General features: G+C 63.8%; 10 protein-coding genes and 3 pseudogenes. 8 read left to right on the forward strand and 5 right to left on the reverse strand.

Going from position 1 to position 11,099, the window contains the following annotated elements; all coding sequences use genetic code 11:
• Positions 1-88 precede the first annotated feature (88 nt).
• Positions 89-604: an arsenate reductase/protein-tyrosine-phosphatase family protein gene (locus OL599_RS25400; RefSeq protein WP_264716860.1), complete on the forward strand. Its 516-nt coding sequence runs from the start codon at positions 89-91 to the stop codon at positions 602-604.
• Positions 605-804: 200 nt separating this feature from the next.
• Here OL599_RS25400 and OL599_RS25405 read toward each other — a convergent pair whose 3' ends face one another.
• Positions 805-990, reverse strand: coding sequence for a hypothetical protein (locus OL599_RS25405; protein ID WP_264716861.1), 186 nt, complete (start codon positions 988-990; stop codon positions 805-807).
• A 289-nt stretch (positions 991-1,279) separates the two neighbouring features.
• On the opposite strand from OL599_RS25405, the gene OL599_RS25410 reads away from it, so the two are divergent.
• Complete coding sequence (locus tag OL599_RS25410; protein WP_264716862.1) at positions 1,280-2,233, forward strand: hypothetical protein; 954 nt, start codon at positions 1,280-1,282, stop codon at positions 2,231-2,233.
• A 115-nt stretch (positions 2,234-2,348) separates the two neighbouring features.
• Here the strand turns inward: OL599_RS25410 and tnpB are convergent, their stop codons facing one another.
• The 3 genes and pseudogenes from tnpB to OL599_RS25420 all read right to left on the reverse strand — a co-directional run bounded on the left by tnpB (position 2,349) and on the right by OL599_RS25420 (position 4,390).
• Positions 2,349-2,747 carry an IS66 family insertion sequence element accessory protein TnpB gene (gene tnpB / locus OL599_RS25415; protein ID WP_264716863.1) on the reverse strand — a complete coding sequence of 133 codons (399 nt, stop codon included), beginning with the start codon at positions 2,745-2,747 and terminating at the stop codon, positions 2,349-2,351.
• A gap of 129 nt (positions 2,748-2,876) precedes the next feature.
• Positions 2,877-2,948 (reverse strand): annotated as a pseudogene (locus tag OL599_RS26255) (transposase); the annotation flags it as partial.
• Between the two features lie 308 nt (positions 2,949-3,256).
• A complete protein-coding gene (locus OL599_RS25420; protein WP_264716864.1) occupies positions 3,257-4,390 on the reverse strand; it encodes a GGDEF domain-containing protein in 1,134 nt (377 codons plus the stop codon).
• Between the two features lie 840 nt (positions 4,391-5,230).
• Between OL599_RS25420 and OL599_RS25425 the strand changes: the two are divergent.
• From OL599_RS25425 to OL599_RS25450, 6 genes and pseudogenes are all read left to right on the forward strand, one after another.
• Positions 5,231-6,583 (forward strand): annotated as a pseudogene (locus OL599_RS25425) (IS1380 family transposase).
• Between the two features lie 1,100 nt (positions 6,584-7,683).
• Entirely contained in the window at positions 7,684-8,304 is a 621-nt protein-coding gene (locus OL599_RS25430; RefSeq protein WP_264716865.1) for an antitoxin Xre/MbcA/ParS-like domain-containing protein, read from the forward strand.
• Positions 8,305-8,512: 208 nt separating this feature from the next.
• Positions 8,513-8,968: pseudogene (locus OL599_RS25435) on the forward strand (IS5 family transposase); the annotation flags it as partial.
• Between the two features lie 282 nt (positions 8,969-9,250).
• Positions 9,251-10,021 (forward strand): SDR family NAD(P)-dependent oxidoreductase, encoded by a 771-nt coding sequence (locus OL599_RS25440; RefSeq protein WP_264716866.1) that lies wholly within the window; start codon positions 9,251-9,253, stop codon positions 10,019-10,021.
• A 29-nt stretch (positions 10,022-10,050) separates the two neighbouring features.
• Complete coding sequence (locus OL599_RS25445; RefSeq protein WP_264716867.1) at positions 10,051-10,269, forward strand: hypothetical protein; 219 nt, start codon at positions 10,051-10,053, stop codon at positions 10,267-10,269.
• Positions 10,270-10,459: 190 nt separating this feature from the next.
• Positions 10,460-10,609: a DNA-3-methyladenine glycosylase gene (locus tag OL599_RS25450; RefSeq protein ID WP_264716868.1), complete on the forward strand. Its 150-nt coding sequence runs from the start codon at positions 10,460-10,462 to the stop codon at positions 10,607-10,609.
• Between the two features lie 175 nt (positions 10,610-10,784).
• Here the strand turns inward: OL599_RS25450 and OL599_RS26260 are convergent, their stop codons facing one another.
• Positions 10,785-10,904 carry a DUF1348 family protein gene (locus OL599_RS26260; RefSeq protein ID WP_408887000.1) on the reverse strand — a complete coding sequence of 40 codons (120 nt, stop codon included), beginning with the start codon at positions 10,902-10,904 and terminating at the stop codon, positions 10,785-10,787.
• Positions 10,905-11,099: the final 195 nt, after the last annotated feature.

Here is an 11,099-nt window from a genome sequence, read left to right on the forward strand (position 1 = left end):
AACATCGCTACATGCAGACAGAGGCGATGGCCGAATTCACCCCGCCGACGATCGACGACATGCACACCCAGATTGCCACCGCTGCCGAATGATCCATGGCCGCCTCAGCTACACCGCAATTTCCACCACATTGACGGACACGACCAATTCGGCGCGCTCAAGCATGGCCGAGGCCATCCTGAACCGCATCGGGGACCGCGGCTTTCGCGCGTTCTCGGCGGGCTCCGACCCAGCTCCCGAGCCCATGCCCGAGGTGATCGAGCGACTGGCCGTCCTGGGCCATGATGTCGGCGGTCTGCGCAGCAAGTCGTGGGAGGCTTTCACGCACGACGGTGCGCCACCGATGGATTTCGTGATCGCCTTGTGTGACGGCTTTGAAGGCCGCGCCTGCCCAGATTTCGGCGGGGTGGCGGTGACGGCGGAGTGGCCCCTCCCGGATCCGGCGAGGTTCGAGGCCGGTGCTCAGCGTTTGCTGCTGATCAACGAGCTCTACGCGAGCCTGCGGCGGCGCCTCGAGGCGTTCGCCAACCTGCCGTTCGCGTCTCTCGACCGGCAGGCCGTGAAGGTCTGGCTCGACGAACTCGCCGACGTGGTCAGGGCCTGAGCAACGGTCGGCGGGTGGCATCGCTTGGACTGCGGACTGCAGGGGCGGTTCATGGCCGCCGTTGCGTCGGCGCCCTTCTTACCGAGTGCCTGGTCGACCCTGCTCCCCTCTCTCTCGGAGGAGACGACGGGCAGCGTTGCGAAAAGGGAACCCGCCATTGCGAAAGCGCTGGGCATAGCAACTCTCGTGTAACCTCTCGGTCACTGGACGAAGGCCCACTCGGGCCAGAGCGGCTGAAATGCGGCGCGCCCGACGAGCGGGAGGAAGTGCAGGAAGATGAGCGCCGTGAAGACAGCTGAACCCCAGAAGCCCGCGACCAGGTAACAAACGGAGGTAACCCACTTGATGGGCGAGCGCTCCCCGAGCGCCGAGGCGAGCGCCTCCACAGTCTGCCGACGGTCAATGAGCGCCTTGCATTGGCTTGGGCGCAAATCCACGGCCGCCCAATACGTGACAGACAGCGGAGCGGGGCCGCTTCCCTCGAAACTCCCAAGCACGCGCAGGGGGCGTCTAGGGTTCGCTCGCCGCGGCGCGCATCGGCGAACCCATTCCAGCCTTGCCCGGACCCGACGAACTCTGCAACCCTCCGCCTCGCCGAGGTCCAAGCAGAAGGACTTGCCGTGCGATGATTCCTTCAATGCCCGCCCCTCACGCCCTCCACGGATCGCGTCGCCCATGACCGCCGCGCGTCACCGCGGCGGCGGGGCAAGCGACGGCCGGCCGAGGACGAACCCCCATGCGGAGTGGATCACCCGCGAGGAGTTCGAGCACCTGGTCAAGGATTTCTACGGCACGCGGACCGTGATGTTCGACAAGGCGATGGCCGAGGTGGTCCTCGGCTACAACACGGGGAACAGGCGGGTGACCCGGCGCAAGCTCGAGGCCCTTAGCCGCCAGATGTCCAGCGGCGAATTCGAGAACACCGGCGAGCCGATCATCCTCTCGGCCGAGGGCGTGCTCAACAACGGCCAGCACCGTCTGCTCGCGGTCGTCGAGGCTGATGCGGTCGTCGACATGGACGTCCGCTTCGGCATTCCCCGCAGAGCGTTCACCAAGACCGATACCGGCGCGCCGCGGACCGGGGGTGACGTGCTGACCATCAAGGGCACTGCGCATGGCGGGCAGGTCGCCTCCGCGGTCCGGCTGCTGATCCTCTACAGGCGCGGGCTCCCGGATTCGATCCGGGACTTCGTCAGCAACGACGAGGTCGCCCGTGCCTTCGACAGATGGAAGGACATCGCCGATGTCGTCCAGCAGGTGCAGGGCTTCTCCTTTCCCAAGTCGGTCCGCAGCACGCTCCTCTACGCGGCGGCCTACCTCGCCTCGCGTTCACAAGGAAAAGCCAAATTGCCGCAGTGGCTCTACACACTGGCGACGGGGCTCGATGCGGGCCGGGACAACCCCGCCTACCAACTCCGCGAGCGCCTGCTGCGCGGCATCGAGGCGCCCATCGGCACCCGCGAGGGCTTGCTCGAGCGGTTCGCGTTGATGATCAAGGCGTGGAACCTGTACGTGGCCGGGAAGACCGTAAGCATGCGCGAGTTCCGCTGGAAGGCCAGCGGCAAGGGCGCCGAGCCGTTCCCCCAAGTCGAGGGCGCGCGGCTTGGCGCCTACGAGGGAGCGGGCTGACCCGTGCGGGGGCAGCTGCCCTCGCGTTCCGGAAGCGGCTCCCGTCCCTCCCGGAGCGTTCTGGCTTCGGGCTGACCGTCCCGGGAGAGCATGCCGTCCAGAAGCCGTGAAGGGGTCAACAGTGCGAAGGAACGACACCTTCAAAGCAAGCGGTGAGCCTCTCACGTCCAACGGCTGGCGGGGCAAAGGAGCCTGTCGTATCGTCGTGCTCGGCGGTGTGAGGGCTCCAACTGCGAATCAGCATTGAAGAGGCCTTCTCCAAACCGACTATCACAATGTGAAATCTTTGGCCAAACGTCCCCGGAAGCGGATCGCGCCCCAGCAGCTGCTGCACCTGGAAGGCCAAGCTGTTCATGGTGCGACGCATGTCGGTGGTGCCGGTCGCCAGCCAGACCCGTACGCCGGAGGGAACCGGGATCGCCTGCGCAGCACGCCCAGCACGGCGCAACGCCGCCTCGCCGACATCGCGCCCGACCCGAACCATGGCGCCGTCCGGCAATGCGATCTCGAGCATGGCGACGGCACCTGCATGCGGTTTGCGCGATGATGGCGGCTTGCCGGGCAGCGACCGCTCCGACATTGGCGGTCCGGGTACAACTTGGGCAGGCAGGAACTGCAAGCCTGTCGTCGGCGCCAGTGTGCCGCTCCGCACCTGGCGCCGCCAGTTCCACAGCAGCTCCCGGCTGACCTCGTGCCGTCGCGCGATCTCCGATAAGCAAGCCCCTGGCTACTCTACCTCGGCGACGATGCGCAGCTTGTCCTCGACACGCCAGCGATGCCGACGTTCAACCCTGGTGATGATCTCCAACGTCACACCTGTCCCTATCCTTTGCGGCGCTCGTACAAGCGTCGTTAGGATCAACAGGCCGATTCAGCGCCGCAAGGCAGCACTCGCCGGAAGGATACGGCTAGGTAATGGTTCACCGTCGCGGCCGAGAACCCGTCAGAGCGCAGGGCATCCTGCGGCGCGGCGAGGTATGGGGCTTCACCTCACCAGGCGGCGGCTGCCGTAAGCCACCTGCGTCAGGCAGCGCAGGAAAGGGAGACGGCCCGGTTCCGTCCCAGCGCCTTCGCCCTGTAGAGGGCGGCGTCGGCCTCGGACAGCAACGCATAGAGATCGGCGCCATCCCTCACCATCGCAATGCCGACGCTGACCGATGCCGCTCCGTCGCAAATTGCAGATGCTTCCCTGGCAAAAGCGACACGTATGCGATTCGCAACGGAGAGGGCGGTGTCAGGGTCCGCGTTCCGCAGGACCGCCGCGAACTCCTCTCCGCCCAGGCGCGAGATGATGTCACCGGAGCGGATGCTCCCGGCTGCAACCCGGGCAAACACCTGCAAGGCCTGATCGCCCGCGGGATGGCCGAATCGATCGTTGACTTGCTTGAAATGGTCGAGATCGAAGGCCAGCAACGCCGTCCCGCTGGCATCGTCAAGGGCCTTGCTGGCCTCCTCGGTGAAGGCTCTTCGATTCAGCAAGCCTGTAAGCGGATCGGTCGCCGCCGCCACCCTGTGGCGCGCAGCCACTCGCTCCTTCGAGTGCGCGACCAGCGTAAAGCCCATGAGAAGGCCATAGACAATGCCTTCCAGTGCGATAAGGCGAACAATGGGCAAATCGTAGATGGCCACCGCATCGCCTACGCTAAACAGAGCGGCGCTGATGGCGAACACCCCGGAGAAAATGCAGTGCAGCCCGGCGAGCGCCGTCGCAAGCCAATGCGTGACCGACTTCTCGCCACGGAATGAGGCGAGTTCCATGACCATCAGAAGCGCGTAAACCGCGCCAAGCACCGACCGCAGGACTAAGCGTAGGACGACGTCCTCCAGGAAGGCTGGAACCGTGCAGGCCATGAGCCAAAGAAAACCTCCGGCGAGCATGACCTCCCAGCGGGTGGAGCGGCCCGTAAGGGCGCGTAGGCCCGCCCAGGAAAACCCGACGCCCCAAAGAATGAAGGCGTTGCCGCCATTCGCGGCCCAGGAAGATTTGCCCTCCGCAGTCGCGAACAGCGCAAGGCCAAATGCGATGCAAGTGTATGCGAGACCCCACCAGGCCAATTCCTTTTCCGTTCGGCTTCCGAGCGAAAGAGAGAACGCAAGGCAAGCCAGGAGGCCCGTTATCAGAGAGCCGAACGCCACGACGGTTGGCAACTGAAACATAATCCTCGCTCATGCTTTTCGCAGGGTAGTGCTTACTACTGAGCGGTTGCGTTTCGTTCACGTTAAGCCATGGTACGGCCACTCACTGGCCGCCCACTGTGTTTGATATAGCGAATACCCTCAGGTAGACGCGCGGCGAGAGCCGAGCAGGGCCGCGGGTGCAGCGCGTCGGCGGCCCCCCAGCCCTCCTCGACCCAGGCAGGCAGCGACAGACAGAGCGCGTCGCGACGCTCGAGCAGCCAGCCGGGCAGGGAGCCGGATTTGCACGAAAGGCGGTTCCGGCCCGCAGCGGCGTTGCGCACGTAGTGGAGGGCGCGCGACTGACCGAATTGCGCCCTACCGGCCAGGCGTTGGCCAAGACGGTGAAGCGAGATTGGCGTCACGGGCTCTTTTGATTGATGGAGGTCGTCATACGATGGGGGTGCGTCACGCGCGGACGCGTGGGCTTGGATGCCCTCGGACCAACGCCTGTTTCATGAAGGACCGCGCGTCGAGACAGGTGACCATCATCACACGCCATTCGCTTCAAGTAAGAGGCCTAAACAAGCCGCCGACGCATTGACGCACTGGCGATGCTGAGAGCGTGCAGCTCCATCGCTTTCGCCAAGCGATACATCAGCCGCCATGGCGGCTGAAGCCCTTTCCAGAGCATGTCCCTGGAGCACTCTCATGCCTATTGGACCGCGCTGGCCTATGAACCAGCGTTGAAGGGGATCCCCTCTCCAGATCGACCATAATGGCTTGAACCCGGATTTCCCGGATGAACGATAATATGCTTGTACGAATTGGCCGAATCCGCCTTGAGTATCAAGACGTTGTGCTTATCATGGTGGGGCGGTCATGGAACACTTGGCGGGTAAATTGGATGATGGCTCCTTGCGGGTCGATTTCGACCGCCGCCTGAAGCTGGAATTCCATGGCAGCCGCATCACCTCCGATGCCGGACTGCTCGCTTAACGCGAACTGGACGATGCGCTCGGGCTGACAAATCTGGCTGGTGCGACGTTGTCGGAGTGCCGCCAGGGCAAGAATACCCGCCACATGCTGACTGGATTGTTGCGCCAGTCAGTGTTCGGCCGACTCGCCGGGTATGAGGATGTCAACGACGCCGATCGACTGGTGCACGATCCGGCGATGCGGGCGGTGGTGGATCGGCAGGGCCTCGACCGCGCCGCCGCTTCGACCAGCCAGATGGGCCGCTTCGAGACTGCGTGGCTGACCGGCGATGCCAACCTCGCCGCCCTGGCCGGTCTGTCCGGCGCCTGGATCGACCGGGTGCATTCGCGCCGGCCGCAGAGCACCGTCGTGCTCGACATGGACAGCAGCGTGAGTGAGACCCACGGCGCCCAAGAGGGCAGCGCCTACAACGGGCATTTCGCCTGCACCTGCTACCATCCGCTGTTCGTGTTCAACCAGTTCGGCGACCTGGAGCGGTGCGCCCTGCGGCCGGGCAACGCCCACTCCGCCGATGGTTGGCGTGACGTGCTGGAGCCGGTGGTGGCGCGCTACCGCAACAAAATGCGGCGCCGCTTCTTCCGGGGCGACGCCGGATACGCGAACCCGGACATCTACGAGTTTCTGGAAGCCGAAGGTTACAAATACACGATCCGGCTGCCGGCGAATTCGGTCCTGCAAGTGAGCATCTCGTGGCTTCTCAAGCGCCCGGTGGGTCGCCCACCGCACGAGGTGCGTCGCTATTATGCCAGCTTCAGCTACCGGGCCGGGTCGTGGAGCCGAGCCCGCCGAGTGGTGGCCAAGGTCGAGTGGCATCCCGGCGAACTGTATCCGCGCGTCGGGTTCATCGTCACCAACCTGACCCGGCCGGCCGAGCGGGTTGTCGCCTTCTACAATCAGCGGGGCACGGCGGAGCAGCATATCAAGGAAGGCAAGAACGCGGTGACCTGGACGCGGCTGTCGTGCCACCGCTTCGCCGCCAACGCCGTGCGGCTGCAACTGCACGCGCTGGCCTACAACCTCGCCAACTTCCTGCGCACCCTGGTGCTGCCCGACGAGGTGAAGCACTGGTCGCTCACCACCCTGCGCGACCGGCTGGTGAAGATCGGCGCCAGGATCGTGCGGCACGGCCGGTCGATCGCTTTCCAGATGGCGGAGGTGGCGGTGGCGCGCAGTTTGTTCCGGGAGATCCTCGCCGCCATCGCGGCACTCCGACCGCTGCCGCCGGCTCGATGCTGAGGGGCGGTGCCATCGGTGAGCAACCCGGCGGTCAGCGGGTGACCTGCGTCTCGATGTTGGCTGAGAGGGCTGGATTCTTGCTCAGAACGCGATCGCGTGCCCATCGGCGCTACCGTCGGCGGCTTCCTGGGCGGGAACATTATTGTGGAACGGGCCGCGGGGTGGCTGTCGTGTCGATCAGATGGCCGGATGGATTGGCCATCTGGGGAATGTCGGTCAAACTGTCGCCGCTCCATGCCGCCACCTCCAAAAGCGGCGGCTAACTACGCCTCCCGAACCCGCCCGGCAACCGGATTCAGCATCTATCCACAGCTAAGTATAATTGCGCCATGAAGTTCACAAATATTACATATATTGTTGCCGACCTTGGCCCTATTTCTGGGTGTGATATCAGCTACACTAGGATAACTAATGATTATCCAGAGCCGATACACCTCCAAATTTACACGGGAGATTCCTCAGAGCATTCCGATATAACGTTGCCGGCCGGTCGGAATATCTTATACAGAGACAAGAGTACTATGATTCGACGAATCACAGTGATTACGCCAAGCGGCGAAACGAAAGAGTTTGACTCTGAGGCGCTTGAGAAAATCGTGACGAATGCACATCAGAATATGGGCGCAATTCAATGGTCCATCAGGCCCGAGGGCATTTTTGCGTCCTCTCCCTAGCCCGGACTATGCGTGAGGCGAAGGTTTTGCGGAGCCGCTGTGGCTGGGCAGCGGGTACGCGCCCGATGCGGGGGCGTTTGGTTGGGCGCGGTGGTGGCTGGGCGTTAGGGTTGATTGGATCGGGGATAATGCGGTTAAAACTCCATGACGGGCGCCGGAGGCCTCTCCTCCAGCCTTCAACCCGTCACGGCGAAGCCATCCGCCCTCTCACTCTACAGGGGGCGTTGCGGGGATCTCCCCGCTGAAGGGGGTGCGTCGGCGACCGAATGCCGACCAGGGGGAATGCTTTCCCCCCACCAAACCGCTTCTCCGTATCGGCGTAGCGAGATCCTGGAGATGCGCCCTGGCTGCGCGGCGGAACTAGGTTGTAGGATATGCATTGCACATTCTGCCCATATTGCCTATCTTGCCCAGGGAGGTCGAGTCATGCCCGCATCGAAGCCATCTCATCTTGCACGGGCGGCGCTGACCAAAGCGATCGAAAGCAAGGTCGAGCGCATGGCCCTCAACGATCTTGTCGAATTGGCTTCGACGCTGAAGGTTGCCGTGCCAGCCGCTGCGAGGGCTACCCGTCGGCGCGAGCCGAAGTCCGTTTCGCGAGCAGCTGCTCCCGAGAGCCCCGTGCTCCGGGGCGGTGGCGTCGGCCCGGTCGTCTCCGCCGCAGAGGGTGGCAGGCTTCTGGATGCTATCACCATTGACGATGAGGCGGCTGACTGGGTCGAGAGCGAGCTCGTTGGGGCCGGAGAGTTGGTTCAGCGGCTCAGCATCGCCCGGGGCACCCTCGACAACTGGCGCAAGGCCGGAAAGATCATCGCCCTGCGCAAGGGGTTGCGGAATTTCGTCTACCCCCTTCGGCAGTTTGATCGACGCAGGCCCGTGGAAGGCCTCGATCAGGTGGCGGAGCACTTCGCCACAGCGGAGGAGGCGTGGGAGTGGTTGGTCGCCCCCAATCGGATGACGGACAGCAAGGCTCCGATTGATGCCCTGCATGCCAGGGACGTCCGGGGCGTCGTGAGCGCGGCGGCAGGGGCCGTTGACTACGCGTGAAGCTCGTCCCGTCCAAACTTCGTGAACGGGTGATCGCTGCGCGCCTTTCAGACTGGCCCCGCATCTTGCCCACTAAGCACCGGGCGACGCCGGCCGGCGCCGGGTTCGGCTCTAGCCGATACTCGAGTCCCTCGGACGCCTTCCGGGCTAAGAGCCCGTTTGAGATCTCGGCTTGTACGTCTTGCCGAGCGATGGCAAACGCTGGTGAATGTGGAATGATGAACATCGCCAGCGGCTGGCCGAGATCGAGAAACAGACAAAACGCTATCCGACGGACCTGACAGACGCGGAGTGGCTGGCAATCGAGCCCATGCTGCCGCGACCGAGGAGGACTGGCCGGAAGCGTGAGACGGATCTGCGGGAACTCCTCAATGCGATCCGTTATATGGCGCGCAGCGCCGGTGGTTGGCGGATGTTGCCGAAGGACTTTCCGCCGTGGCAGACCGTGTATTGGTGGTTTCGTCGCTTCGTGCGCCGCCTGATGTTCCAGACCATCCATGGCGTGGCCTTGATGCTGGACCGCGAGCGCGCCGGGCGGGAGGCCAGCCCGAGTGGCGGCGTGCTCGACAGCCAGTCGGTGAAGGCACCGATGGCCGAGCGGCGGGGCTACGACGCAGCGAAGAAGGTCGTGGGCCGCAAACGCCACATCGTGTTCGATACCGATTCAACACGTCGATCACCGACCCCTCGCCGATCAGCACGAGCAGGACGATCACCGCAAGCACGGCCTCGATGCGTCCCAACCGCGAATTGACATGCTTCGATCGCTCCGCGCAGACCGCCGCGTGCAGGGCGATCTGACAGGCGAACTCTTCGGCACCGGGCCTGGCTGCCCTGAGCGCGATGCCGCAACCCGACCATGAACTCTGCTGGCTTGTAGAACGCTGAAGCTACTGCATAGTGCATCCTGGATTACGTGTCTTTGGCAACAGATCGGAGAATATTCGTGACCAAGATCTTCTCGCTCGATGGCAAGACCGCTCTCGTGACTGGCGCGTCGCGTGGTCTCGGCCGTGCCATGGCGCTGGCGCTTGCCGGCTGCGGTGCCCATGTCGTCGTCAACGGCCGCAATTTGGCGGGCATCGAGACGACGCGCGCGGCAATCATCGCCGCAGGCGGCACGGCGATGGCGATAGCCTTCGACACGACCGACAATGTCGCTGCCGATGCGGCAATCGACCGCATCGAGTCAGAACTTGGCCACCTCGACATCCTCGTGAACAACGCCGGCTACGGGAACGGCAAAACGGCGAGTGGGGAGACCAACGCAGAGTGGAACGAGATCATCGAGGTCGATCTCAATGCCTGCTTCCGTCTCGCCAAGCGCGCCTCGATCGGGATGATCCGGCGTGGCTGGGGCCGCATCATAAACATCTCCTCGATCAACGCCCACATCGCGCGCGAGGCCAACGCCAGCTATTGCGCCGCCAAGGCCGGGCTCGAGGGTCTCACCCGCGCACTCGCGGTCGAATGGGGACCTATGGGCGTGACCGTCAACGCAATCGCCCCCGGCTACATGATGACGCCTGACAACATGGACACTCCGCTGCGCGCCGATCCAAAGCATCGCGAGCACTTCGCGGAGCGCACCGCGCTCAAGCGCTGGGGGCAGGCTGACGAACTCGATGGCGCCGTAGTCTACCTCGCCAGCAACGCGTCCGCCTACTGCACCGGCCACGTCCTGATCGTCGATGGCGGGATGAGCGTGAAGATCTAACGCTTGCAGCAACTCTGACAAGCGGCGAGATGGATTCCGCCGTTTCAAGTGCCGATATGGCGGACTGGGAGCGGTTGTTCGTCGGTTCCATCGAGCCGCCAGGCGCCGGCTTGCGGGCGGGCGGAGATGGCTTCGTGCAGCGCTTCTCCGATGAAGTGCAACGCCACGTCATCGTCGGCGGCGTATCCCGGTTCAGTCGTCTCGCGCCGCGCAACCGAACCAGAAACGCTTCGCAGTGCGGCGGATAATCGGCGCGGGCGGCCTCTGGGTCACTGAATATGTCCTAACCTATGACGGGCGGCCGTCTTACACCGTGAGCATCATGGAGTTCCTCGATGGGAAGGTGGCCCGCGAGACCCAGTATTTCGGCGATCCGTTCGAGCCGGGGCCTTCGCGTGCGCGATGGGTCGAGCGGATGCCCTGAAACCTGACCGCCGCATGGATGGCCTTCCGCCGCTCGCTCGCTCGGAGCTGCCGATTGATACGGTCTCTCTCGCCCGCTATCTCATTGGCAAGGCATTGGTGCGGGAGTCGCCTGAAGGCGTCGCCAGCGGTCGTATTATTGAGACCGAGGCGTATTGTGAATAAGCGCCGAACCGGAATCCCGCCGAAATTCGATCTACGACGTTGAGAATGCGCGGAAAAACCAGTGCGACGGTGGGGTCCCGATCGGCGCCGATCGGGACCCCACCCGTTCGCAAATTATGACAGCGAATTCAGTATGTTGCACCGCTTTCCGGAGGGGTCCCTATTGGCCGATTATTCACACCCAGGGTCCTTTGATTAGCTGATAGCCAACCTCTTTCGCCCGTTTGCGCTTGAGGAACTCGATGATTGCAGTGTGAGCCTGAAAGAATTCGGCTCGACGCTGCCAGCGTGTCATTCGGCGTGGGGTCCCGCTGCCGATCGGCACGTTAGGCCATTGATTCGGTTGACCTTGCAGGGGTCACCGTAAGGCTCTTCCGCACTTTCGGTGCAGTTTCGCTTGTACTGGTTCAGCGAATCGTCGACAGAGATGACCTCGCCACCTGAAACAATGTCGGTCATCCTTGAAATCCATCCTCGCGCTCGTGCCGAA

Source organism: Limobrevibacterium gyesilva, assembly GCF_025989185.1.
Lineage (GTDB): Bacteria > Pseudomonadota > Alphaproteobacteria > Acetobacterales > Acetobacteraceae > Limobrevibacterium > Limobrevibacterium gyesilva.

What these genes read in the sequence shown, in the direction of transcription:
- OL599_RS25400 (WP_264716860.1), top strand. Translation starts at nt 89, where the DNA reads ATGATCCATGGCCGCCTCAGCTACACCGCAATTTCCACCACATTGACG.
- OL599_RS25410 (WP_264716862.1), top strand. Translation starts at nt 1,280, where the DNA reads ATGACCGCCGCGCGTCACCGCGGCGGCGGGGCAAGCGACGGCCGGCCG.
- tnpB (WP_264716863.1), bottom strand. Translation starts at nt 2,747, where the DNA reads ATGCTCGAGATCGCATTGCCGGACGGCGCCATGGTTCGGGTCGGGCGC.
- OL599_RS25420 (WP_264716864.1), bottom strand. Translation starts at nt 4,390, where the DNA reads ATGTTTCAGTTGCCAACCGTCGTGGCGTTCGGCTCTCTGATAACGGGC.
- OL599_RS25430 (WP_264716865.1), top strand. Translation starts at nt 7,684, where the DNA reads ATGCCCGCATCGAAGCCATCTCATCTTGCACGGGCGGCGCTGACCAAA.
- OL599_RS25445 (WP_264716867.1), top strand. Translation starts at nt 10,051, where the DNA reads ATGGATTCCGCCGTTTCAAGTGCCGATATGGCGGACTGGGAGCGGTTG.
- OL599_RS25450 (WP_264716868.1), top strand. Translation starts at nt 10,460, where the DNA reads ATGGATGGCCTTCCGCCGCTCGCTCGCTCGGAGCTGCCGATTGATACG.
- OL599_RS26260 (WP_408887000.1), bottom strand. Translation starts at nt 10,904, where the DNA reads ATGACACGCTGGCAGCGTCGAGCCGAATTCTTTCAGGCTCACACTGCA.